A 23,187-nucleotide genomic window follows, 5' to 3' on the forward strand; every position below is an offset into this window, starting at 1 on the left:
TATGAAGAGACAAAAGCGTGATCGCCTAGAACGAGCTCAATCTCAAGGCTATAAAGCTGGGTTGAATGGAAGGTCTCAAGAGGCTTGCCCATATCAACAAGTTGATGCTCGGTCGTATTGGTTAGGTGGTTGGCGTGATGCCAGAGATGAAAGACAATCTGGTCTCTACAAATAAACTCTCCACATACAAAAAGAAGGATTCGAAAGGGCTCTACGGAGCCTTTTCTACATTTATAGACTAGGCAAACAAAAAGGCCCCTAAATAGGAGCCTTTATAAATCGATTAAAGTCGTGATTAGAAGTTTGAAGTGTCTTGGAACAAACCAACTTTCAAATCTTTCGCAACGTAGATTTCTTTGCCATCTACGCATACACGACCGTCAGCCAAACCCATTACCAGCTTACGGTTTACGACGCGTTTCATATGGATTTCGTAGGTTACTTTTTTCGCCGTCGGTAAGATTTGGCCTGTAAACTTCACTTCACCAACACCTAGAGCGCGACCTTTACCTTTACCGCCAACCCAGCCAAGGAAGAAGCCAACAAGTTGCCACATCGCGTCAAGGCCAAGACAGCCAGGCATTACCGGGTCACCAGGGAAGTGGCAATCAAAGAACCACAAATCTGGAGTAATATCCAATTCCGCCAAGATCAAACCTTTACCAAAATCGCCCTCTGTCTCAGACATTTTAGTAATACGATCCATCATTAGCATGTTTGGTGCAGGAAGCTGAGGGTAACCTGGTCCAAATAGCTCACCCTGGCTAGAAGCAAGTAGATCGTCACGGTTATAAGAATCACGTTTGTTTTGCATTATCAATTACTCCAATTTTTGATAGCTGCATCTTAGTGAACACGTGTACGCTAAACAACTCCGATCAGTACTAGACAAACCAGTTTTTGATGCGCTGCACAATTCCTTCTGGATGCTCATGTCTTTCAAAGTTTTCAATACGTTCCGCTATTTTGCCAATAATGCTCTCGTCTTCGCCTCTAAAAGGTTTATTCATAACAATCGGAATAGCTTCATCTACCGTAGAGACGGACCAAATATGGAACTCACCATTTTTAATGCTTTCTATTACATCTTTATGTAATGCAAGGTGTTTAAGGTTTGATTTCGGCATGACAACGCCTTGATTTCCCGTAAAACCCTGATGTTTACAAACCTGATAAAAACCTTCAATTTTCTCGTTCAAGCCACCGACTGCTTGCACTCGACCAAACTGATCGACGGCTCCTGTAACCGCAACTTGTTGATTAATTGGAGATTCAGATAACGCACTCACCAAGCAACAAAGTTCTGCGAGAGATGCGCTGTCACCGTCAACTTCACTATAAGACTGTTCAAATACAATCGAGGCAGAGTAAGGCAGTGGTTCATCCAGTTTTAGAGCAGAGCTTAAGAAAGCTTGCATAATCATCATGCCTTTCGCATGTAGATTGCCTCCAAGCTCAGCTTTGCGCTCAACATCGGAAACATCGCCATCACCAAAGTGAATTACACACGATATTCTGGCAGGCTCACCATAGCTGACAGGGTGTCCAGCCATATCGATGACGGTTAGGCCATTGATTTGGCCAACTTGCTCCCCAGTTGTCTCAATGATGACTTGTCCATCTAAAATATCGTACACGGCACGCTGAGGAAGATAGGATTCGCGGTAATACTTGTCGTCAATCGCTTTATCTAATGACTCGTAATCTAATGTTTGGCCATCACTGAACTGGCTGGCAAGTGTTAGAAGTTGAGAATGCCACATTACACCTAACGGCAAATAATGTTGATCTTCAGTAAATCTCATACCAGCTAGCAATAGTCTTCTAAAGCCACATTCCGTTAAATGAGGCAGCTGATATTGAGAACATATCCAGTTCACCAAACCAAAGTAATCTGTCAAATTCTGCTCTGACAAATGAATATCTTCTTCAACTTCGGTATACATGGCAAAGCCTGAACAAAAGTCCTCGTCGATATATTCTAGCTCTGCTAACTGACTTCTTTCCCCAGTTACAATCAGTTTTACATCATAAGCTTTAGATGGCGGTACTGAAGTAGGTAAGCGAGTAGGGCTTAGGTTCAGTGGCTCGATAAGGTTTTGTTGAATTGCAGACTTTATATTCGGCCAAAGTCCCGGGTTAGCCAGAATGAGATTAGCAGGTACAATCAAATAACCGTCGTCAGCTTGTGAAATCAAGCCAGGTTGGAAGGCAATATCACCACTTACATCAACACTGTAACGGTCAAATAAACGTTTGGCATCAAGTGATTCCGACAAAACAATCGCAGCGTTAGAATGACTCTGAAGAGCTTTACTGATGAACTCTCTATAGACAGAATTATCGACGCAGTTAATGAGTAGCACGCGTGTCAATCCCGACATTTTGGAAAAGCGAGATATCGTTGCCGACATCCTCGGTTGAAGATCAGTAAAAGACTTCTTTGGTAACGAAGGTGCAGACTTTAAAAGTGCTCCGTACTGCTCAAGTGAAGGTGTTACGTCTTGCCAATTAAGTTGGTTCATTAAAATTCATCGTAATTCAATCTTGCCGACATTATAACGAAATGGACTATAACACCCTAGCACCAATTTGGTTCGCTCACGGCATTCAACACTCAATGAACAATACTTAGACAAATGAGTGATCAACATCGATACTTCTAAGAGTTTTATTTGCCCAAGTAAATTATCTGGGTTACGCTGTCACTAGGTTATGTTTATGGGTCGGAATAAATGAAATATCAGCAGCTTGAGAATCTAGAGTGTGGGTGGAAATGGAAGTATCTCATCAAGAAATGGAAAGATGGTGAAGCGATTACCCGACATATTGATACAAGTGAAGCAGATGCCGCGGTTGCAGAGCTAAAACGCCTTGAACACGAACCTACGCTTGTATTAGCTTGGATAGAAAACCACATGTCAGAAGAGTTGGACAACAAACTCAAGCAGGCTATCCGAGCGAAAAGGAAGCGTCATTTCAATGCAGAGCAAGTCCATACAAAGAAAAAGTCCATTGATTTAGATTATCGAGTTTGGGAAAAGCTTTCTAGCAGAGCAAACGAGCTCGGTTGTACATTATCTGACGCAATTGAATATCTACTTTCTGAAGCATCGAGAAGTGAAAAAGCGAGTCAAAAAGTTACCTCGATCAAAGAGGATTTGAGTAAATTGCTATCTAGCTAGGATAGGGAGTGCCAAATGTTATATGTAATCTTAATTGCTGCCATCGTAATCTTTTGGTTGATCGCAGTTGATAGACCAGTGCTAAAAGTAAAGTTTGATAACGGCCATATCAGTAACGTAAAAGGGCATCTACCACCTTCTTTCAAACATAACTTACAAGATATTAGTGAACATAATCCGTTTAGTGGTGAAATGAAGGTATATAGCCAACGAACCGGCATGCGTTTGAGCTTCTCCAAGGACGTTCCCAAAAAAATCCAACAGCGGATTCGCAACGTTTTTCCGCATCAAGGTTTCAAAGCGAGCAAAGGCAAGAAGCGAGCTTAATTACATATCAGTTACTTAATCGTGTTAAATGGGACGCAATATAGCGTCCCATTTTCGTATCTATAGAAAAATTATTTATCATTGATTAATCAATAAGATAAACGGGCTTAAACCATGCGATACGTTGTAACTTTAATGGTCTTTCTCTTTGTAAGTGCTTCAGCTTTGTCTGACGACTCAGAAACGAATCCATTGGCTAAAAAGATTAAAACTAAGATTCAAAGGAAAGCAGACAACAAATTTGATGACTACCAAGGTTATTGTGATGTCATGATAGAGATGGAACACAAAGGTAAAAAAGCAGTAATAAAAAGAGTAACCAGTAGTGGTGACAAAAAAGTTTGTCGGTATGTGCAATCCAACTTGAGGAAAGGAAAACGCTATCGTTATAAATATCCAGAAAAGTATATTCGGCTTCATATAGCCACAGGTTCGTGATTGCAATGTTGATTAGAAGCATCGGGCAGCAAGAGCGCAAAGCTTTCAGACTCGATGAACTAGATGAAAATGAAGTGGCTCTCGTGTAATTGGTTGGGAATGCAGATCGCAATAATAATCCGCAGATAAAAGCAGTATGGGAAGGAATAGCAAAAAAGTATAACGGACTTGGATTATCAAGCATTTCAATGGTTTGTGCCGGATTGGCTTTAGTGATTGCAAGTCCACAGGAATCACTATTACAGTGCGCATTATATCTGCTTATGTTGAGTGCGATTGCATATGCCGGTCCTATAAAATGTCTCTCTTTTGAGGGACTATTCAATGAAGTATCACGAAATGACTAAAAACTATATTTTTCGTGAATTTGAATGTGGTTTATCCGTCGAACAAGCTGCTGAACTTTGTTTGAAAACTGTGAGGACGGTCAAAGAATGGGATAAGGGGAAAACCATTCCACCGGAGTGTAAGCGGCTTATGAGAATGACAAAGGGAAGGGAACTGAGCCCATCGGAACAGTGGGAGCACTTTAAAATGCACTATGACAGGCTTGAACTTCCAACTGGGCAGCTTGTTACCGCTCAGCAGGTTTTGATGGGCATTGCGCTTATTGAAATTCAATCTGAGCTGGAGATAACGACCACGACAAAACTGTTGAAATATGCTAGGGAGATAGCCCTTATTTTACACAAGTAGCAATTGAGTACTGTACTGATTGAGAGTACAGAAGCCCCTGTTTTCTATAAGGGGGCTTTTTACGCCTTAATGTAAGACTTTTCTAATGCGCGTCGAAACTTTAGATGTCTATTTTTTTTTCTTCTCATGATCCTTTTCAAAGTTTCTTGGTCATTTTCTGAGATAAACGATACAGTTTTCCATTCAGATTCGTGTCTTTTTACTGTGTCTTCACTCATAGTTTTCATGTTCGAGCTCCATACTGAACCATACGATCATCTTAGTCACAATCAATCTCATGTTCAAGTAACTGCTCTAACACGAATGTATTTGCATCTGGATCAAATGATAAAATTTTATAAAAGCTACCGTATGGTATTAGAACTTCCTCTTCTTGCGGATAGACTGAAAACATGTCGATTCTACGGCCATTCTTATGTCTGATTTTTAAGTAGTAATCGCACTTTTTTTCAAACTTAAAAAACTCTGACTTAGAAGTGCTGGTAAATGCTTCCTCATAAATAATAGAATCGGTTCCCACTGCTTTAGTCATCGATTCAAATAGCTCTTTAGTTAAGCAGCTGTAGCGGTATACCCATTCCCCTTCATATATTGGAAGGCTATTTAAAGCTTCATCTAAAAGGGCTATTGCACGCTGCTCTTTTTGTGACGGATTTTCTGATCTAATTGCATTGTTGATACAATCATATCTTCTAGATGTATAGTTCCTTATCGCTATTTTAAAGTTCATGTCTAAAGAGTGTGTTTTAGCGATTGGGCTAGATTCCAACTCTTTCTTAATGCGATTGTATAATACCGAATCTAAAACCATGTCCATAAAATCTCCTAGATATCCTATATCACAAATAAATCTTAGAACACGTTAGCCAACTTCCGAAAGGAATTATGAATTTATTGTAAATGTACTGGAATTCTATATCGTTCAACAGATTGAAAGGCCTTAAAGAAGCTTTGCTGAGAACTAAGGTTGAGCAGGAATATACTCTCGTAATGCAGATTTGTGGGGGAACTAACCACCTCAGATGCTTGAGAAAACTTCAAAATGCATAAAGATAGGCTTGAACTGCCTGCGTGGTAGCTGTTAACCCCTCAAGAAATACTTACTGGAATTGCGCTCCTAGAAATAGGAGTCGAGCCGGAGATGATAATCGCAACAAAAATTATAAAATACGTCCGAGCCTAATGAACATTAGAAGGTAGAAAAGCCCCTATAGGGCTTTTGATTTAAAATGAATTACAAGATTCAAGTGAGAAAGGCTCACTACAAAGTGGAGCGAATGGTTTCCAATAATTGAAGCATTCCATCTGATAGCTCTCTTCTCGAAATCCAAGTTTCTTTTGTAACTTGCCAAGCGACACCAAGCTCCGTGTTATAGCCTGGATACGCTATATTGCTGTCAGTGCGTTTATGTTTACCAGCAGCTTCAAATTTTGCTAATGGGATTCTAACCCTAGCAAACATTTGCTTCAGCTCTTTGAGATCCTCCTTATACTGAACAAGATAAATATTCCCGTCTCTAGCAGACTGTTCTAGAGTGCGAACAAGTTCATACGCTCCAAGAACCCATAGGTAGGAAAGAGTTATATGTTCGTCTAGGCCATCAAATAAGGGAGACAATTCTTTCTTCGATAGAAAGTTATTATCTGCTACTACAAGCTTTGAATCTAACTTCCCTATACCCTGTAATGGTATGAGCATAAACGTTTCAATTTTACTAGCCACCATAGAAGCAGCTACCCATCTATTGTTTCGTGTTATATCAATATTACGCAAGTATTCATCAATAACGTTTAAATCACACATAAAGCAATCCGTCACTGTTTTATATAGCTTTAGGATGCCACTTGAGAATCTAGGCGGCAACACTTAACAAAAACATATTAATAGTGATAACAAGTCATAGTATTGTCGTCCGTATAGTCACTTTTAACTCTTTATCCACTGTATTGGTCTTTTCTGACCGGAAAAGAGCACCAAGCAACGGCACATCCATCAAGACAGGTACACCGCTTACCGACTCACGCTGCTCTTGAGAAATCAAACCTCCTAAAGAGATCGTTTGACGGTCTTTGACCTTGACCACGGTTTGCAGTGTTCGCGTATTGGTGATGATGTCGGATGCGATAGAGGAATCCGTTACCGAGTCGGATTTTTGCATTATCTGCAACACAACATGATCACCAATCACATGCGGTACTACCTCAAGTGACACACCCACGTCTTTACGTTCGATTTGTTGAACTCGATTACCGCCGTCAGTTACCTCAGACGAGGTGAGGAACGGTACGTTCTGACCAACCGTGATGTAGCCGCGCTCTCTGTCCATAATGAACATGTTTGGGCGTGATAAGAGCTTGGTGTTCTGATTCTTTGATACAGCTTTGATAAGCGCGTTAAAATCGCCGCCCTCATAGAACAGCAGGTTATCAACAGCTTTCTTAATTGCGGTAGGCTGCGAAACAAAGCCAGCCTCACTCAGTGCCAAGTCCATATTCACGCCGATTTCTTGAGAATCACCGAGCTCAGTTTCGGTAATTACCGCCTCGATAAAGACTTGCTTTTGTGGTCTATCAATCCCTTTGATGAGCACATCAATGTGCTTCAATTGATTCTCAGAGCCAGTCACGATAATGCTGTTTGTGGTCGGTAGCACTTCAACCTTGTAGTTCTTAATTGCTTTGTTGTTCAGTGTTTGATTCTGAGTTGCAGCAAGCATCGAGGAAATCAAATCAACGACCTTGGTATTTCGAACATTCTCAAAGAAGTACAACTTCACTTGTGAGGGTTCGAACGTCTCCACTTTGTTGGCGTCAGCAATGATGGTAAAAACGCCGTGGTCATGCGTAAGCTCGTAACCATGCGCACGAAGCACCGAAAGGAAAAAGGCTGGATAGTCCTCATCTTTCAAATCCGGCGCGGTAAAGCTGACCTCACCAGTGACACCATGACCGAGCACAACTGTGTTTCCAGTGTGAACCGAGAACCACGATGCAAAGTCTCCAATCGGTGTGTTTTTTGCCTCAAAGGGCGCAGAGGTGGCGGCAAAAGCAGGAGAGCCGAGCAGGGTGCACGCGAGCAGAAAGACGGTAATGCTGGATGTGGAAAAGTTGGAACAAGCCGTTGTTTGTTTCTCAACTTTACCACAGCGCATAGTTAGTAATGTGCGCGTGAGCAGTGAGCCTCCGGCGTAATAAAATTCTTTTTGTTTTTTTGAAAGAAAAGCTGTGAGTTTTGCGATTATCCATGACATAAAGCGCACCTTATTCCCTAGCACATGACTTTGAATGATTGACCGTTGCCGCTAACAGTAATGGAGCAAGAGCCGTTAGATTGAGCCGTAAAGCCCTTTGCGTATAGTTGCGACGACGACAGACGCACATCGTCCTTAACCAGCACAAAAGACGGGGCAACGTTTGGAGGATTCATTGAAGATTCAATTCGATAGCCGTCGAGCAAGTCACTCAATGACTCGCGAGGCACCGCCGTTTGAGCCGTTTCGGGTTCCGTCGATATGTTCGGCGTGCCAACCAAGGTGAACACCGCAAAAGAGACGGCGACACCTGCCGCAAACACGCTGAATCGAGAATATTTTCGGAGATAGATTTTCGTAATGCGCATGATATTTCTCAACGTATACGGGACAGTGTAACGTCCGTGGGTATAGTAGGGCGGCAATACTGAAAAAACGCCGTCCTCATAGTTGTTCCTAAACATCTGCTTAGTGTCGTAAGAACTGTATAAGTCCGTACCCCAGAGCATCCATTTATCGACGGTGAGCGAGTTCGCGTTGTCACCATACTTCACGATGCCAACGTGCAACTTGGGCATTTTCAACTTGAGTTGACCGAGCGTCAGAACGGATACCGCAGTCGAGATGATAGGGACTTGAAGACGGTCTAAGCGGCGACAAAATACGGTGTGTTCAGCAAGTGCGAGACGCGCTTGTTTATCAACAATCGAAATGTCTTGAACGATGAAAATGACATCCCATCCAAGCTTTCGAATATGCAAAAGGTGATCAATTAACTTTTGTCGATTCTTATCGTTCCATGTACGCGAGTTAAACCACGTTCCGCACTCATCGAGCACAATCAAACCGTCTTTTTTGGTGTCATAGCTCTTGTTTGCTGAGCCAATCACCATCAAATCTTCTACCTGAGGCTTGTCCGGTAAGCGATAAAGGCGAGTGTTGCGCTTGTTGCGTCCAAGCATTTCTTTCAAGTTGATATCGAGGTTTATCGCCACAGGCACACCACGCATAAACGCCTCACGAATCTTACCGACTGCCGTTAGTGTTTTACCTGAGCCGAGCTTACCCGTGACAAAGTAGACCGATGCCATTACGCCGCCCTCACAATCGCGTAGAACTTCCACTCCCACACCCAACGCAGCAGACGCGCCGAGTAAATCGCACTCACGCAAGGAATTGCATTGTTAGGAATGAACATGCCAGCAGCTTGTGACCAAAACGGGGGTGTGACGTAAGAAAGCCCAGTGGCAAGCGTATAAATAGCAAGAGTGAGTGCGAGTGTAAGCCCAATCAATAAGGTAATAATTACCAAGTTAATCGTGACGTTGCGCGCCTTGGCGATAAAGAACCAACCAAACAGGGTAGTCGCTATTTGTGCTATAAACGCGACCAAAGCAGGTAAACGCAACGCCGCACTAATGCCTGAAACAATAGGTAATAGCTGAATCATTAGTAATATCTCCCCGAACCTGGCTTGTTACTTGGTACAGGCGTGACCTCCGTCAGCAAGATTTCAACAAGCGTCTTAATCGTGTAGATGTAAATCAGAATTGAGATGATCATTTTGAGTTTCTGCGAAAACTCACAAGAAATAGAAGCGCGACCACCGCCAAGAGTAGGCAAAGATAGATTCATGCAGGGCGTAGGCTTAGGTAACACACTCAAAAACGAATCCGATATAGCATTAATATGCCCCTCAGACTCTGCCGTTAGATTCTTCTCAATCAAATCGTTAGCCGCATCGGTCACGGTCTTTTCATAGGAATTCATCGCACCGGACACGGCTTTATCCGCTTGAGTCAGCACATCACCGACATAATCCGAACCTAAGCCATGAGGGTTTTCACAATAGTTGTTTTCCTCGGTAGGCTCACAAGGCTTGAGGTCGTCGAGCTTATCCGATAGCTCTGCAAATCCATCAGCGTTAGTGGTTTGCAAATCATCGAGTCCCTTTACCACCTCACCAACAGAATTGGTGTTTCGATTGACCGCCGTCGTGATGTCACCGTTAGCTTGCTGAATCAGCGCCTTAGTGTTTTCGTAAATCTTGTTGTCGTTGATTTGCTGCTTTTGAATCGCTTGGGTGTTAGTCACCATCGACGCATTGAGCGCAATGATTTGGTTTTGAATATCAGCGCTCGATTGATTGAGGTCGACGTTTAGCGCGTGAAGCGCCTTGTTCACATCCGAGTTAAGCCCTTTAATCGCGTTGACTACGCCCTTATCGGTAGATTCATCTGTGTCAGGGTCTTCGACATCTGGCACATCCCCCGTATTCGGTGGATTAACCGTATTGGTCGAGTCGTCAGGAAGTACGCTAGGGTCTTCGATGTCGCCCGTTGGGTCGTCAGGGTCGTGAATTGGATCATCGGGAATAATAGGGGTGTCAGGGCCATCTTTACCCCAAAACAGCGTACCACCATCACACTGCTTACCTGTGAATTGAAACTTACCGTGACATCGCGTGTTTTGGGTAAATTCGCCCGAATCGACATCAGTACAAAGCGTACTGTCATTAGGGATACGCTCGACCTCACAACGTGTTGCACCAAAATCGCCAAAACACGCCCCTGTTACTTGTTCACCGTAAACGTAAGCCGACCAATGAAGTGATTGAGTGTCATTAATGGACTGTTTGAACTGACAGGCATCCATACATGTACCGTCAGGGTTTTCGCCAAACTCACATGCAGGAACGATGGGTTCGCAAGATACGACGTACCCGTCTTCTATCTTTTCATGGTCAGGCGGACATTGAGCCGAATTTTGCAAGAATCCAGCTGCACGATAAAGAGGCCAAGAAGCACTGGTTGTGTGACACATGATATCTACAACGTATTTACCATGCCTCAAATAGCAGGACTTAGTAGAAAAATCCTTGTAGTTAACAAACTTGTTTTCATAACAAGAGACATAAGAGGCAGGGTTAACTCTCATACCCAACAGCAACTTACAATCGGGATAAGCTGAAACGTCTGAAACCTTATACGTTGGTTGAGCGGCACTTACACTAAAAGCACTAAACAAAACACCCAGTAAAATAATCAGTGACGTTATGCTTTGTTTAATGTTCATTTGTAAATCTTCCTCGTGAAAAATAACGCCCCCATTCGGAGGCGTTGACCAATGGGTGTATAAAGCAGTCGTTAGAATTACGTTGCTTTGTTTGCCCCTTTCTTGAATAGCTTGATGCCGATGAAACCAACCGTTAGTGGAACAGCGATACCCCAAGTTGAGGTGAGCATGTCAGTAACGAAAGTCCCTAAACTAGTAAAGGCTTGCGCTGCCTGTTCCGGCAATGCTGCATGTGCACCAGATGCCGCCATAAGAAGTGCACCACCAAATGCCGCACGTTTTGCTGTTACTACTGCGCCAGCCTTAGCCATTGCTGCGCGTACTTTGTTTTGCTTTTCCATAGTCTTGTTTCCTATGTTATGTTTATGAAGAAGTTGAAACCTCAGCCGCTTTCTTGAATCCCAGAATGTGGAAACCAATCGAGAAGCCAAGGATAAATGCTGTTCCAAAACAGCCGAGCATGAACTCTGTTGACAGCATTTATCTTTGCCCTCCGACCATCCAACCGAGCGCAACTAACAAGAAGCAAATGCCTAAGAACACCATCAACTGAAAGTTATCGAGTCGAGCCATTAGCTCTGCAAATTGCGTCTCGGTCATGATTTAGCCCTTACTTTTCGTTAAGTTGAGGTAGGGCGTAGAGGTGGAAACCGTCGATAGAAACGTGTTTACCCTCATCGTTACCAAAGCTGAATTTCTTGTGTTCCACATCAAACATCATGCGATTACCCACACAGCGCTTGAGCAGTTCGCCAGCCTTGCCGTTTTCCCAAAGCTCAGGAGAGACACGTACTTCAATAGTGTCCGTTGGGTTGGTCGTGATGAGACGCAGCTTGCCGTTTTGCTTTTGTTCGCCGTTACGGTCTGTTTTGGTTTCTTGAACGATGTCCGAAACATCTAGAATTAAACCTTCCATTCTCATAGTGTTTTGCCCTTATTTTTACGTTGTTGGTTAGTTGAAAATTGAAATGACAGTTATTGACACAAGTCCAAGGGAAATTAATGCATCATGTCGGGCGGGGCTGCGCCCACCCAACACGACGCATTAATTTCCTGAGGGTCGGTGAGCAACAGCGCTTCCATTTCGTCATAGAGCGCTAGGTGTTTTTCGTATTGCTCGTAAAGGTCGTCATACATACGCTCGTATTCTTTTTCACGTTCTAGCGCGTCGAAGTAATCGACCACGTTAGACATGATGCCTTGTTGAGCACGGATGAATTGTTGCTTGTTCTCAGTCTTCCAAGTACGGAAGCGAGTCGCGATAAAAATCTTATGGAACATCAAGCCATTCAAACGCGCTTGAGCCATATCGCCGTAACGAGTCGATGAGTATTCACCGCCCGAAGCAATCAGTTTTTCGATAGAGGTTGAAACGGAGTATTCCGCTTTTACTGGTTGGTCTTTGCGCTTAACGAACACACCGCCCATTGCGTAACAAAACGCTTTCCAGTCGCCCTCATCAGCAGAGCGGCGAACCTTTTCTAATAGAAAGTGTTCGTCTTGAGATAAATCTGTAAACAAAGCATCGTCCTCTTTGAATTCATCACGAAGACGACGAAGCTCACGCCATACCGTGACAGATGGACCACCAATAAATTGAAATTGACGAATTTGATTCACACGCGCCCAAGTCACGACACGTTCTGCCGCATCTGAGCCAGACAAAGACGAACCTTTGTCAGAATCAATGTGTTGACCGTCGATGTTTTTGCTCAGGTACTTAGCGACATAACCAACGGCTGAACCTTGAGACCAGTCGATAACCTCCGCTTTGAAACGAGCTTTCTTTGCGCCTTTTTCGTCTGGCGAGTCAGCCATAGCAAGACGACGAAACTCAGACGTCACAAATTTGCGTGCGGATTTTTCCATGAACAGCAACAAGTGGTGATGCGGCGTGCCGTCTTGGTGAGGCTCAACAATGCGCATCCCGTAAACCTTGATTTTGCTCTTATCAATCGACTTACGAAGATTCGCCCAAACGCCCATTAAGTAAGCGTGAGCTGATTTCGCGTCAGGCTTGCCAGCCTCAAGCCATTTAGGGTTGATGTCACCCTTAGAAACAGAGTGAAAACGAGACGGAGCTGTTACCGTGAAGAACACCGCATCGTGATTCGATTCTTGAGCGATTTCCTCAAAGCCACGCAGACGAACAAACATTTCAGCGCGGCGAATCTCAGCGTTAGAAACCGACTTAGCGGATAGCTCACTGAGTGTGAAGTAGTTAGACGGGTCAGCCTCATCGTAAGCAATCGTGTTTTCTAGCGCGATACGATTAGACGTATTGCGGTCACGTTGACGGCTTAGAGAAAAATCCGAGCAGTAAACTTGCTTACGGCGTTGAACAAGCGCTAAATCACGCGCAACACATTCAACCTCGTAAGCACATTTACGGCGCAGTTGACGAACAAGCCAATGCTCATCAAGAGCACGGTTCACCAATGCGAAAAGTTCACAGTTGTTTTCTGCGTATTGAATTTGCTCAGGTGAAAATGCCAAGCCTAATGAATCAAGAAGCTGAACCGATTTATCAAAACGCGCTTGTGATTCTTCAAGAGGAATCGCACTTAACACGCGAGAAAAGTCGCGTGATTTGCGCTTGGCTAGATTGGTAATTTGCTCATCTGACATCGCGTAGCTGTAGCCGTGCTCAGTCAAACGGTCGTGAGCGTCGTTAACTGCGCGTACAGCCTCCAGAGCGTTGCGTGTTTTCAGAATGTCGGTGTAAGCGCGTGTCATGTGTCGAGCGAAGTCGCCGTTACGGTGTAATGATTTCGGCAAGTCCAAACAAGGGTTAGAAGTAGGGCGCTCAATAAAATCTGACAGGTCGTGTGAGTAGATTGACGTACTCATTGCCGATTTCACAGCCGACGGAATGAAATCCTCAGGCGTTGTGAATCTGTGGTCGACGTACTCAAAACAGTGGTCGAATAAGTTGTCAGGAATGTGCTCACATGAAGCCCAAGAATGGACAGGAACAAAATCAATCCATTCTTGTTTGCCTGATGCCAAATCAATAACAAGTTCACGCATTATTGAGCCTCAACTGTTTTTGAAATAAGGGCGCGTTTGGGTGCGTCTTCAACGTAAACACGAAGCTCATCAACTTCGTTTTGTGTAAGCTTGCCGTCAGACATGAACCCGTTAAGCATTGGAATAGCGGATGGCTCTTTTTCAATCCAGATACGAACTTGAGCGTAAGTACTCGCAGGAGCATCGAAATTCGCGCGACCATAGAAAACAAACGCGATAGCTAGTAGCCCAGCTAACATACATAACAGTTCAAATGTTTTGTCGCGTTCCATAATCAACCACCTTGACTAGTTGAGAGAGCGACCGCCAAAGCCAAGTGCGAAAGCGTCAAGGGCAAACGCCCATAGCTAAGGCGGTCTGATACTGATTGAATAACCAAATTTGGTTAGTAGCGTAATCACCAAAATTGGTTAGCGCAAGACACCAAAAATGGTGATTGATAAGCTAAACTGACGGAAATGGAGGAAGCGGTATGTATCAGAACAAACTATTAGATGCCTACAAAAAGGCTCAAAGTTACGTACAAGACAAACAAATTGCAGCGGATATGAATGTGCCGCCGCAGAGAATCAGTGATTTCCGCAAAGGAAAGCGTTATATGACTGATACACAAGCAATTTTTCTTGCAGAGCAATCAGGTTTAGACCCTGAGATTGCATTGTTGGGTTGTCACGCTGATCGCAATGATAATCCGCAGATAAAAGCAGTATGGGAAGGAATTGCAAAAAAGTTTAATGGGCTTGGATTGTCAGGAATCTCAATGGCTTGCACTGGATTAGCCTTAGTGATTGCAAGTCCACAGGAACCACTATTGCAGTGCGCATTATATGTGAAAGGGTTAATATAGGTTAGACGGGTGCGCCTGCCTGTAAGGCATTGATTAAGCGGGGATTATTGTACTTATCATCTATCAAACCGAACACCAAATTTTGATCATCTAGTTCCAGTAAGTCAGCGATTTTAAAGGCTATTTCCCAATCCATAGAACAGCTACCCGCGCGCCAGTGGGCTACGCGACTACGACCAACGCCAAGTTTCTGAGCCAGTTTGTAGTCTGAGCCCAGTTCGTACTTAGCTTTTACTCTGTCTAAAAGTATGTTTGTGTAGTTCATTTAGTAACTGTTTAAAAAAGAAACAAGATTGTTAAATTGTAGAGCATCTTACGTGCTATTTCAGTAGTTTAACTCGTTTGTACGTTTAAAATAATTCGTTTACGGTTGCCATGTTCAAAAAAGAGACAGCTTGCGGAGGCTATGAACATGGAACGTATAATCTCAAACCCAATCCACTTACCTTGCCCTGATATGGCAGGGTGTGCAAATCCAGACCCAATCAAAACGGCTAAATCGCTGCGTAAAATCGAAGAATTACGCGAGAAGTTCGCCGAGCAATTCCCTAAAAAGAAACAGACCTACATTCCTACACGTTTTCGTCAGGGGGTTGTAGCATGAATTTGAGTATCTGGAAATCGCGCCGCAATCAGCGCCAACTTGTTGCATCACAAGACAACGGAACTCATATCTACTTCGATAGTTTTGAGCTTGAAGCCGTTGAAGCCTCGCTTTGGCTTTACCAAGGGATGACGCTTGTCGCTTGCATCAAAGCACAAAACGACACCTTGGCCGATATTACGACTACCGCTCACCGTATGGCGACACTTGGCGCGCAAAACAACGGCCAACCACTACACGAAATCCGCAAGCAAGATGAAGCGCCCCAAGTGGGCGCGGATTCTTCCCTTTAATCAGGGGGATGCATGGATTTCGACACCAAAGCCATAGAAATCAAGATGGCGGGCAAGACGTTCGCCAATGATGCCATTCATCAAAGTGCCTTTTCACGCCGATTCTTCCCACGCTTACCCGCGATAGTTCGCAACGATGTGCGCCGTAAAGTGGAGGCGCGCACACAGCGCCAAAACGCCACACGTGAAAACGTCATTAAAACCGCCAAAGACGCGGTGAAATTTGGCTTGAAGTGCGCACACCATATCGAGAATCGTTACTCGTTTGTTGACAGTCGCAAGGGCGCGCATAGCGAGCCATTGACGCACAATATCTTGATGCGTGACGACGCGCTGACCAAGTTCGCGGAGAAGTACGCCGACCAATGCGCCGAGATTTTATCAAGCCTAAATGCCGAGGGTTACGCGTCTTTTGTAGAGGCGTTGGCCGCGGTTTATTCTGAGCAAAGAGCGTTACTTAAGACCATTCACATCAAGCCGCCTTACGTGAATTTCAAAGTGAAAGACGTTGAAGTGTTAGAGCAAATGCTAACAGCCGCGGTACTCAAAATGCAGTCGGAAAAGTGGGTCGAACGTCGTTTGCTGCGTCTGCGTGGTGACTACATCGAGTACGCCCAAATCACCATGAGCCGTGTGGGTGACAAAGGCCATCAAAGCAAATACGTGTCAGAAATTTCCTTTAGTAACTGGAAGCGCAAGCAACGCGAATCCGAGAAATACATGAAGTCGATGAGCGTGTACAACGAGGAAACAGGCGAGCACTTTCCATTAGAGGAAGTGGCAAAGCGCACCATTGCTAACCCTGAGAACCGCCGCATTGAAATGATGGTTCGCTCTCGTGGCTTTGAAGAACTGGCCGACGAACTGGAATACACCGCGCTTTTCATTACGTGGACACTGCCGAGCCGTTATCACCGCAATTCACCGAAGTGGGATGGCTCAAGCGTCAAAGATGGACACGCCGAGTTAATGCGCCAATGGTCACTTGCTCGCGCTAAGTTGGCCAAGTTAGAGATTGAATACTTTGGCTTTCGTGTGGCCGAGCCACACAAAGACGCAACCAGTCACGCGCACTATTTCTTGTTTTGCTCTCACAAAGACAAAGCCAACATCATTCGTATTCTACGCGGTGAGGCGATTGCGCCAGACCGTGAGGAATTAGGCGACGACATCACGCCACGCTTTGACGTAAAAGAAGCCGACCCAAGCAAGGGCGGCGCAACGGCATACATTGCCAAGTACGTCTCGAAGAACATCAACGGTAAACACATGCCAGACACCGAAGCCGAAGAAAGCGCATTTAAAGTGCGCGCTTGGGCGTCGGTGCATCGCATTCGCCAGTTTCAGCAATTTGGTGGTGAGCCTGTTTCTTTGTGGCGCAGTTTACGCCGAGCGACAGCCGAACAAACCCAAAAAGATGATCAGCTAGAAGAACTGAGACAAGCGGCTGACTCATCCAAATGGGCGCTGTTTTGTCAGTTAGCCAAGGGCGCTAAATTGGCTTACAAAGAAAACAAAAACGACTACGGCGAACCAATCAAAAAAATCATTGGTTTTGAGTGGTGTGGTCAAGTCATCGAAACCGCCAGCGAGTGCTATTCACTCGTGCAAACGAAAGACGTAAAGCGTCTTTTAAAAAGTCGCGGAGCGACGTCTTGGAGCACTGAAAATAACTGTAACTCCCCACTCATTACGGAGTTGAAGAAGCTCACCGGATGGAGCTTTGAGGGAGTGAAATGCCTATTAGAGCCGTTGGCGAATGGGGCGACGGTTTCCATCGACCAATATTGTTCAATCAAATTACAAAACAACACATTACGACTGATTTAACCCGTTTGGGCTATTGCTTGCGACAACGATTTCAGCAACTAGGTAAGGACAACCCAATGAGCACCATCGACAAAATCACCCAAGAAATGGAAGCCGAAGTAAAGCGCAGCAAGGGCGGCGTGTTTTGGCGTCTATTGCTGGTCTGGATGAAAGAAGTCAACAAACAGATTCAGAACAAACCGAACACCGATGAAGAACTAGCCGAGGCTTAAACAATGGAAATGCTATCTCTTAAAGAATGTCAGCAAGCAATGGCCGCGCTTGATGCGGCCGACAAACTCAACGCCAGTGTCGAAAAGGAGTTGAGCCAGTTTAAAAACATGGACACCAACGCGATTATCAAACGTGCAAGCAAGATGCTCATGACGGGCAACTTTTCGCTTGAAGCGTTTGGTTTAAATCCGACGCTGTTCGACCAAATCGAGCAGCTTACCAAGCTCAACAACAAGGTGCGTGAAAAGTATCGCGGTTGTGTCAAAGGCAACATGCAGCAATTGGAAACAGTCGAGGCGGCCGCCGATGAGTAAACATCCCAACCCAATTCGCGGGCACGTATCGTGCCCAGTTTGCCAAAGTCCCTCAACCGTGCATCGCGTCGGTGAGGGCAAGCTGATTGCCGAGGGCGAGCCAACCAAAAACGGGCGCAACTTAGGGCTGCTTTATTACAAGTGTCCGAGCTGTGGCAACAGTCCAATGAGCAAGAGCATTAACGCGTTTGTGGAATCCAACATGGTTGACTCGGTTGAACAGCTAGAAGTGAGTGACGCCGTCACAATTGAAGCTGAATTGCCAACGGTTGAACCAGTACCCGACATCGTTGCAAGCACTGATACGTCTAGCGTTGAAGTAATCGAACCAGTGGAAGCGCCAAGCGTTGAAAGCGAATCTGAGCCAGTACCAACGCCCGTTAAAAAAACGCCGTTTCCGGTTAAAAAAGTCTTAGCGGGGATAGCCTTTGTCGCCTTGCTGATTTGGGCGATTCGTCAACTGATGCCAACCAAACAACCAACCGAACAGGGAGAGCCAATCAATGCAGGATGAAATGGAAAACCAACCAGAATTAGATGATTGGGGCGACTTTTCCGCGGTTATCAGCGGACTGGAACAAACCGAAGTCAGCGAGTTAACCGACTTACCAACCGAAGCCGCCAACGACGACAACCACCAACCCGCAGGTGAAATGTTCGAGGGCGCACTGTCGGTACTGTTTACTATTGCCGAACAAGCGACGTCGATTATTTCCGGTGTGGATTTTGAGTTTGATGAAAAAGGCAAAGCGGCGGTGATTGATGCCGCGTTGCCCGTGTTGGAAAAACACAGTGATAGCGTGTCGTCGATGTTTGGTGACTACATGCAAGAAGCCGTTTTAGGCTTGGCCGTGCTGTCGCTGGTCTACAGTGCCAAGAAAACCATGGCACACCAAAAAGAGCTATTAGCCATCGAGGAGGAAAAACAGCGTGAGCAAAAAGAAAAAGACGCCGCTTAAATTCCCCAATCCGGTCAACTCCAACCCGTCACACGATGCCGAACATGTCATCTATGTGGCGGGCACGGGCGGGGGTAAAACCTCCGCCGTTAAGCACTTGGGGTTAGTGCCAAAAGCCGCGCAAGCGGTTTTTTTTGACCCTTACCGCAACTACGCGGGGGCGAAATTCCGCGGCCAACAATGCCTTGAAACCAGTTCCCGCGTGGCGTTCGTCAAAGCGTTGGTGATGGCACGTAAACGCGGCAAGTCGTTCAAACTGGCGTACATTCCCAAAGATGGTGCGTGTAGTGAAGAACTCGAATTTTTTAGCGCGGCAGTGTGGGCAGTCGGTAATGGCGACGCCCAACAACTGCATGTGATCATCGAAGAGCTGGCAAGCTGCGTGGAAACGTCCGGCAAACTCAAAGGCAAAGCGGGCGAATTGTGGCGCGGTGGGCGTCAATATGGGCTTGTGCTGCATTCGATTTTCCAACGCGGGCAGGAAGTGCCCAAGACCGTGACCGAGCAATCGCCTGTTTGGTGGATTGGTGCGGTCAACTCGATGGCCGATGCGCGATGGCTCGCCGATAAAAAAGGCTTGTGCGTCGATACCTTGGCGGGCTTGAAGTCAGCCAAAAACAACAAAGCCGCAATTGGCAAACCCATTGCTGAATATATGCTCGTTCGTGACGGTATCGGCAACGTGGAAAAGTCCTCATTTAACTGTCTGACGGGCACTATTCACCGTTAATTTCAACGCTCATTCAACCTATAGGTTAACCACTTAACCTATAGGTTGCGCCCGCTTTCGCTTCCTCTCAAATCCCTGTTTCATGAAATCACTTTTTAACCGTGTACAACCGAAAGGGACAACATGAAACAGCAACACAAAAACCTATTGATGGCACTGATTATCACGTTAATCGTGATTGCCGCTATCAACAACATCAGCGTGCTAAACCCAGTGCGTGAAACTCTTAACGGCGAAAATGGGTGGTTCTAATGGAAGCACTAAAACAACCTTTTAACCCGCGTCCACGTGAGCTTGACCCTGTTGAGGGTGTGAACTGGGGCAACCAAGCCACACTGCGCTTGGTATCGGGTCCAACTTACCAAAACATTGAATTGGTGACGGACATTCTCGATGCGGCAGACATCGAGCGCATCACGGTGAAAGTGAACGGCCGTGAAATCGTCAACGTCACGGGTCAAGACCTGTTCGACTTGCAAGAGCACAAGAAAGAATACGTGCAAGCGGGTCGCTACGTGTTGAACTTCTCGGATTTGTCGATGCGTACCAAACTGGGTATCCGTACAGGTGAGCTTGTGACGCTGCAAGGCGAAATCTGGTTCATGTACATCCAGCTAAAAGCCAAAGCGGGGGCCGCGGCACCAATGATTCGCGCTCGTGCTCATACCACGGCGGCACAAAGCCAACGCATTTACATGCCGCGCATCTATTCCCAAACGTGGTACGCCGCATCAAGTGGTCGCACACCGTTTGACTTTGCCGAGCGTAGCGCGGCGCTGTCTATCAAGCGTTTGCACCTCAAAGACGACACGATTGAACGTGTTCGCGTCCTGCGTGATGAACGTGAAGAGCTCAACGTCAACAAGACCGATAACGCTTACGACTTAGCCGCGGCGGGTCGTGAGCAGAATGCGGGCTTCTTCTCGATGGACTTCACGCGTTGCGGGTTTGGCAGCGAAGCGCGTTTACCAACGGCGGCCATGAAACAACTGGCGTTTGAAGTGGAAAAAACGGCACCGGGCAGCATTCCGGTTCTGATTGAAGCCATCGAACAAGTGGCGGTGCCTACCGCGCAGTAAGGGGGCGTTATGGCGCAAGAGCAAAGCATGTGGGGGTCTATTTGGGACGGCGTTTTAGAAACGGGCGGCGAACTGATGACCGATGTTACCGACTTGGGCAAAGACTGGCTTGGCGTGAAGATTGAAAACGAAGCCGACCGCGTCCAGTCGAGTAACCCAGATGAACAGCGAAAGCACAATAACGACTACCAACAACCCACGGGTGAGCCTGTGTACACCTCCGCGCTTGCGGGGGTGACCACCACGCACCTGATGATGGGAATGCTGTTCGTATTGTTGTTATTGGCGATGTTCTACGTCGCTAAGGGGAAGAAGTAATGCCGTTTATTCCATACCTAATTGCGGGTGCGGTGGGCGTATGGGCGGGCATCAAAATCACGGGCGGTTTTGACCGCATCGGATGGGTGCTCGGTCTGCTTCTGGTGTGTTATGTCCTGTACAAGAAAGGATTCAAATTATGATTGGTGGGCTTTTAGGGAATTCCGGCTCGATGCCAATTAGCGCCAACGGTGGTCCCGCGGTCAGCGGTGCCGATGGTGAATCAAGTGGCAGCCTATCGGTAGGCAATATCAATATGGGCGGGGGCAATTCCACCACGTTGATGATTCTTGTAGTGATTGTGATTGCGGCGGTGTTGCTATGGAAAAAGAAGTAATTGAAGTCGTGACGCAATCGAAACGTGCGCTTGGTGAACTCAAGCCTGCGTTTCGCGCTTGCCCTGATGCGTATATCGAATTGTGCAAAGCGGTCAAGGATGGCCGCGTGAGTCTGTATCGCCTAATCAGCAATGAAAATGATCTCATCATTGCGGGTGAGCGTGATGGGGATAACTACTTTTTGTGGGGCGTCGCGGGTCGCGGTCTGCGTTCGGGGATTATCCAGTTATGCAAAGTGGTGAAAGCGGCGGGCATGTCATCCATGACCGCCGACACCGCGTTTGATGGCGTTGCCCGTTTGGTGCGTTCGATTGGCGTCACCGCCAAGCAAGACGGCGACTTTATTCGTTTGGATTTGGGAGTGCAGTAGATGGGTAGTTCTAAATCAAAATCGAGCAATACCAGTAACACCACTAACGTCAGCGGTCAGAATGCCATCAGTGGCGATAACCTCGGTGTAGCAATTTCGGGGGTGAACAACTCGACCATCAACACCACCATGACCGACCACGGCGCAGTGAATGCCGCCATGGAGCTTGGCGAAAAGGCGTTTGACGAAGCCTTTGCGTTTGGCGGCGAGATGCTCAACAGCAATGAGCGCATTTCTCTCGAAGCGATGGACACCACGCACGACATTGCCGAAACCGCCATTGATGAAGTGGCCGATTTTGCGGGCGATTCCTTGGCAACGTACGCCTCAACCAACAGTGAAAACCTCGATATGTTGGCAGGACTGGCGGGCAACCAAGCGGCGCAGAACTCGAAGAATCTGCAAGCCATGATGGACTTGGCGAAATTCAAACAAGACGGCGGGCAAGTCGAAACAAGCAAAATGATGGTCGTTCTGGCAATCGTGCTTGTGTTGGTGCTTGGCTACGTAATGGTGAAGAAACGATGAATACGCAACTAATCGCGGGTCAAGCCATCCCGCTGACGCCTGATGGCAATTGGCTGTATCTGAAATCGGCGCAAGCTGAAATCGAAATCTATCGCGAATCGTCTGGTGAGCGCGTCACGCTTGGCAAGTCGTCGGTGTTTAACGTGGGCGAGGGTAAACACCTTGGGCGTTTGCTTATCTCAAGCCGCACCGATAACCAGATTGAAATTCAATTTGGTTTTGGGATGTTCACGCCGCCCGTTGAGGGGCAAAGCGTGGTGGTTCAAGCACTGCCGAATGTGGTGATTGAGCGCATGCCAGGGGTGACGGTTGAACACTTACCCGCGGTAGAAATCGCGCCCAATCAACAACTGGCGGTGAATCAACTGCCTGCTGTGAAAATCGCAGCGAATCAACAGCTCGGCGTCACGACGTTGCCGCCTGTTGAGTTCAAAGCGCCGCAACCCGTGACGGTTCAATCGTTGCCATCGGTGGAAGTGTCTGCATTGCCCGCGGTCACGCTCGAAGCTGCGCAAGTGGTCAAAGTGGATGCGCAAGTCAGTCGCAACCTCATCACCGAAGCGGTGAGCGTGTTCCCGCACAACATTGCGCAAAACGCCACGCGTAAAGCCATCACGATTAAGGCGACGAAAGCCAACACCGCCTCGGTGTTCATTGATGCGTTTGAACTGGAAGCGGGCGAGCGCATCACCATTGAAAGCACGGCCGACATGACCTTAACGGGCGCGGAGGGTGACAGCGTCACACTGTTGGAGGTGTAAT

Annotated in this window: 35 protein-coding genes and 1 pseudogene; 23 read left to right on the plus strand and 13 right to left on the minus strand. The window is 46.3% G+C overall.

Annotated features, from left to right (window positions below):
* Window position 1: 1 nt before the first annotated feature.
* The gene (rmf, locus tag CBX98_RS00195) at window positions 2-175 is read left to right on the plus strand and encodes a ribosome modulation factor (protein ID WP_005377453.1); all 174 of its coding nucleotides are present in this window, start codon (window positions 2-4) and stop codon (window positions 173-175) included.
* Between the two features lie 120 nt (window positions 176-295).
* Here rmf and fabA read toward each other — a convergent pair whose 3' ends face one another.
* Window positions 296-814, minus strand: a complete 519-nt coding sequence (fabA, locus tag CBX98_RS00200; RefSeq protein ID WP_005396499.1) for a bifunctional 3-hydroxydecanoyl-ACP dehydratase/trans-2-decenoyl-ACP isomerase — start codon at window positions 812-814, stop codon at window positions 296-298.
* A 70-nt stretch (window positions 815-884) separates the two neighbouring features.
* A complete protein-coding gene (locus CBX98_RS00205) occupies window positions 885-2,525 on the minus strand; it encodes a Lon protease family protein (RefSeq protein WP_109168323.1) in 1,641 nt (546 codons plus the stop codon).
* A gap of 210 nt (window positions 2,526-2,735) precedes the next feature.
* On the opposite strand from CBX98_RS00205, the gene matP reads away from it, so the two are divergent.
* From matP to CBX98_RS00230, 5 genes and pseudogenes are all read left to right on the plus strand, one after another.
* The gene (matP, locus tag CBX98_RS00210; protein ID WP_005396497.1) at window positions 2,736-3,185 is read left to right on the plus strand and encodes a macrodomain Ter protein MatP; all 450 of its coding nucleotides are present in this window, start codon (window positions 2,736-2,738) and stop codon (window positions 3,183-3,185) included.
* 15 nt (window positions 3,186-3,200) lie between these two features.
* The gene (locus tag CBX98_RS00215) at window positions 3,201-3,512 is read left to right on the plus strand and encodes a DUF3634 family protein (RefSeq protein WP_005396496.1); all 312 of its coding nucleotides are present in this window, start codon (window positions 3,201-3,203) and stop codon (window positions 3,510-3,512) included.
* 114 nt (window positions 3,513-3,626) lie between these two features.
* Window positions 3,627-3,950, plus strand: a complete 324-nt coding sequence (locus tag CBX98_RS00220; RefSeq protein WP_109168324.1) for a hypothetical protein — start codon at window positions 3,627-3,629, stop codon at window positions 3,948-3,950.
* 98 nt (window positions 3,951-4,048) lie between these two features.
* Window positions 4,049-4,297, plus strand: a pseudogene (locus tag CBX98_RS00225) (DUF3693 domain-containing protein); the annotation flags it as partial.
* Window positions 4,275-4,646, plus strand: coding sequence for a phage protein (locus tag CBX98_RS00230; protein ID WP_109168326.1), 372 nt, complete (start codon window positions 4,275-4,277; stop codon window positions 4,644-4,646). The pseudogene CBX98_RS00225 and the gene CBX98_RS00230, both read left to right, overlap by 23 nt.
* 259 nt (window positions 4,647-4,905) lie before the next feature.
* Here CBX98_RS00230 and CBX98_RS00235 read toward each other — a convergent pair whose 3' ends face one another.
* From CBX98_RS00235 to CBX98_RS00280, 10 genes are all read right to left on the minus strand, one after another.
* The gene (locus tag CBX98_RS00235) at window positions 4,906-5,463 is read right to left on the minus strand and encodes an ADP-ribosyltransferase (protein ID WP_109168327.1); all 558 of its coding nucleotides are present in this window, start codon (window positions 5,461-5,463) and stop codon (window positions 4,906-4,908) included.
* A gap of 444 nt (window positions 5,464-5,907) precedes the next feature.
* Entirely contained in the window at window positions 5,908-6,450 is a 543-nt protein-coding gene (locus CBX98_RS00240) for a hypothetical protein (protein ID WP_109168328.1), read from the minus strand.
* A 94-nt stretch (window positions 6,451-6,544) separates the two neighbouring features.
* On the minus strand, window positions 6,545-7,897 hold the full coding sequence (locus tag CBX98_RS00245) for a secretin N-terminal domain-containing protein (RefSeq protein ID WP_109168329.1): 1,353 nt from the start codon (window positions 7,895-7,897) through the stop codon (window positions 6,545-6,547).
* Window positions 7,898-7,914: 17 nt separating this feature from the next.
* Window positions 7,915-8,988, minus strand: a complete 1,074-nt coding sequence (locus tag CBX98_RS00250; RefSeq protein ID WP_109168330.1) for a zonular occludens toxin domain-containing protein — start codon at window positions 8,986-8,988, stop codon at window positions 7,915-7,917.
* Entirely contained in the window at window positions 8,988-9,347 is a 360-nt protein-coding gene (locus CBX98_RS00255) for a DUF5455 family protein (RefSeq protein ID WP_012841818.1), read from the minus strand. The genes CBX98_RS00250 and CBX98_RS00255 overlap by 1 nt, the downstream gene beginning before the upstream one ends.
* A complete protein-coding gene (locus CBX98_RS00260) occupies window positions 9,347-10,972 on the minus strand; it encodes a hypothetical protein (RefSeq protein WP_029814390.1) in 1,626 nt (541 codons plus the stop codon). The genes CBX98_RS00255 and CBX98_RS00260 overlap by 1 nt, the downstream gene beginning before the upstream one ends.
* A gap of 77 nt (window positions 10,973-11,049) precedes the next feature.
* Window positions 11,050-11,313 carry a major coat protein gene (locus tag CBX98_RS00265; protein ID WP_024701226.1) on the minus strand — a complete coding sequence of 88 codons (264 nt, stop codon included), beginning with the start codon at window positions 11,311-11,313 and terminating at the stop codon, window positions 11,050-11,052.
* Window positions 11,314-11,582: 269 nt separating this feature from the next.
* On the minus strand, window positions 11,583-11,888 hold the full coding sequence (locus CBX98_RS00270; RefSeq protein ID WP_005389159.1) for a hypothetical protein: 306 nt from the start codon (window positions 11,886-11,888) through the stop codon (window positions 11,583-11,585).
* Window positions 11,889-11,971: 83 nt separating this feature from the next.
* The gene (locus tag CBX98_RS00275) at window positions 11,972-14,002 is read right to left on the minus strand and encodes a replication endonuclease (RefSeq protein ID WP_109168331.1); all 2,031 of its coding nucleotides are present in this window, start codon (window positions 14,000-14,002) and stop codon (window positions 11,972-11,974) included.
* Entirely contained in the window at window positions 14,002-14,274 is a 273-nt protein-coding gene (locus CBX98_RS00280) for a hypothetical protein (protein ID WP_021448023.1), read from the minus strand. Before CBX98_RS00280 ends, CBX98_RS00275 begins: the two co-directional genes overlap by 1 nt.
* A gap of 200 nt (window positions 14,275-14,474) precedes the next feature.
* Here CBX98_RS00280 and CBX98_RS00285 point away from each other — a divergent pair, with 200 nt between their 5' ends.
* Entirely contained in the window at window positions 14,475-14,849 is a 375-nt protein-coding gene (locus tag CBX98_RS00285; RefSeq protein ID WP_109168332.1) for a DUF3693 domain-containing protein, read from the plus strand.
* 1 nt (window position 14,850) lies between these two features.
* On the opposite strand, the gene CBX98_RS00290 is transcribed toward CBX98_RS00285, so the two are convergent.
* On the minus strand, window positions 14,851-15,114 hold the full coding sequence (locus CBX98_RS00290) for a helix-turn-helix transcriptional regulator (protein WP_005390085.1): 264 nt from the start codon (window positions 15,112-15,114) through the stop codon (window positions 14,851-14,853).
* Between the two features lie 147 nt (window positions 15,115-15,261).
* Between CBX98_RS00290 and CBX98_RS00295 the strand changes: the two genes are divergently transcribed.
* The 16 genes from CBX98_RS00295 to CBX98_RS00370 all read left to right on the plus strand — a co-directional run bounded on the left by CBX98_RS00295 (window position 15,262) and on the right by CBX98_RS00370 (window position 23,186).
* On the plus strand, window positions 15,262-15,453 hold the full coding sequence (locus CBX98_RS00295; RefSeq protein WP_109168630.1) for a hypothetical protein: 192 nt from the start codon (window positions 15,262-15,264) through the stop codon (window positions 15,451-15,453).
* On the plus strand, window positions 15,450-15,746 hold the full coding sequence (locus CBX98_RS00300; protein ID WP_017634764.1) for a hypothetical protein: 297 nt from the start codon (window positions 15,450-15,452) through the stop codon (window positions 15,744-15,746). The genes CBX98_RS00295 and CBX98_RS00300 overlap by 4 nt, the downstream gene beginning before the upstream one ends.
* Window positions 15,747-15,758: 12 nt before the next feature.
* Window positions 15,759-17,576, plus strand: coding sequence for a replication endonuclease (locus CBX98_RS00305; protein WP_109168333.1), 1,818 nt, complete (start codon window positions 15,759-15,761; stop codon window positions 17,574-17,576).
* A 56-nt stretch (window positions 17,577-17,632) separates the two neighbouring features.
* Window positions 17,633-17,788, plus strand: a complete 156-nt coding sequence (locus CBX98_RS26245) for a hypothetical protein (RefSeq protein WP_017635786.1) — start codon at window positions 17,633-17,635, stop codon at window positions 17,786-17,788.
* Window positions 17,789-17,791: 3 nt separating this feature from the next.
* Window positions 17,792-18,103, plus strand: coding sequence for a hypothetical protein (locus tag CBX98_RS00315; protein WP_005457413.1), 312 nt, complete (start codon window positions 17,792-17,794; stop codon window positions 18,101-18,103).
* Entirely contained in the window at window positions 18,096-18,617 is a 522-nt protein-coding gene (locus CBX98_RS00320; protein WP_109168334.1) for a hypothetical protein, read from the plus strand. The genes CBX98_RS00315 and CBX98_RS00320 overlap by 8 nt, the downstream gene beginning before the upstream one ends.
* Window positions 18,607-19,062: a hypothetical protein gene (locus CBX98_RS00325; protein ID WP_109168335.1), complete on the plus strand. Its 456-nt coding sequence runs from the start codon at window positions 18,607-18,609 to the stop codon at window positions 19,060-19,062. The genes CBX98_RS00320 and CBX98_RS00325 overlap by 11 nt, the downstream gene beginning before the upstream one ends.
* Window positions 19,034-19,792, plus strand: a complete 759-nt coding sequence (locus tag CBX98_RS00330; RefSeq protein ID WP_109168336.1) for a hypothetical protein — start codon at window positions 19,034-19,036, stop codon at window positions 19,790-19,792. The genes CBX98_RS00325 and CBX98_RS00330 overlap by 29 nt, the downstream gene beginning before the upstream one ends.
* A 123-nt stretch (window positions 19,793-19,915) precedes the next feature.
* Window positions 19,916-20,044, plus strand: coding sequence for a hypothetical protein (locus CBX98_RS26765; RefSeq protein WP_005457441.1), 129 nt, complete (start codon window positions 19,916-19,918; stop codon window positions 20,042-20,044).
* Window positions 20,044-20,871, plus strand: a complete 828-nt coding sequence (locus tag CBX98_RS00340) for a major capsid protein P2 (protein WP_172605901.1) — start codon at window positions 20,044-20,046, stop codon at window positions 20,869-20,871. The genes CBX98_RS26765 and CBX98_RS00340 overlap by 1 nt, the downstream gene beginning before the upstream one ends.
* A gap of 9 nt (window positions 20,872-20,880) precedes the next feature.
* Window positions 20,881-21,189, plus strand: coding sequence for a hypothetical protein (locus CBX98_RS00345; protein WP_109168338.1), 309 nt, complete (start codon window positions 20,881-20,883; stop codon window positions 21,187-21,189).
* Window positions 21,189-21,332, plus strand: a complete 144-nt coding sequence (locus CBX98_RS00350) for a hypothetical protein (protein ID WP_005457439.1) — start codon at window positions 21,189-21,191, stop codon at window positions 21,330-21,332. Before CBX98_RS00345 ends, CBX98_RS00350 begins: the two co-directional genes overlap by 1 nt.
* A complete protein-coding gene (locus CBX98_RS00355) occupies window positions 21,329-21,526 on the plus strand; it encodes a hypothetical protein (protein ID WP_005457419.1) in 198 nt (65 codons plus the stop codon). The genes CBX98_RS00350 and CBX98_RS00355 overlap by 4 nt, the downstream gene beginning before the upstream one ends.
* Window positions 21,511-21,897 (plus strand): DNAase, encoded by a 387-nt coding sequence (locus tag CBX98_RS00360; RefSeq protein ID WP_085569890.1) that lies wholly within the window; start codon window positions 21,511-21,513, stop codon window positions 21,895-21,897. The genes CBX98_RS00355 and CBX98_RS00360 overlap by 16 nt, the downstream gene beginning before the upstream one ends.
* Window positions 21,898-22,425 carry a hypothetical protein gene (locus CBX98_RS00365; protein WP_017636139.1) on the plus strand — a complete coding sequence of 176 codons (528 nt, stop codon included), beginning with the start codon at window positions 21,898-21,900 and terminating at the stop codon, window positions 22,423-22,425.
* Window positions 22,422-23,186, plus strand: coding sequence for a hypothetical protein (locus tag CBX98_RS00370; protein WP_109168339.1), 765 nt, complete (start codon window positions 22,422-22,424; stop codon window positions 23,184-23,186). The genes CBX98_RS00365 and CBX98_RS00370 overlap by 4 nt, the downstream gene beginning before the upstream one ends.
* Window position 23,187: the final 1 nt, after the last annotated feature.

Source organism: Vibrio sp. T9 (genome assembly GCF_003123985.1).
In the GTDB taxonomy this organism is placed as follows: domain Bacteria; phylum Pseudomonadota; class Gammaproteobacteria; order Enterobacterales; family Vibrionaceae; genus Vibrio; species Vibrio diabolicus.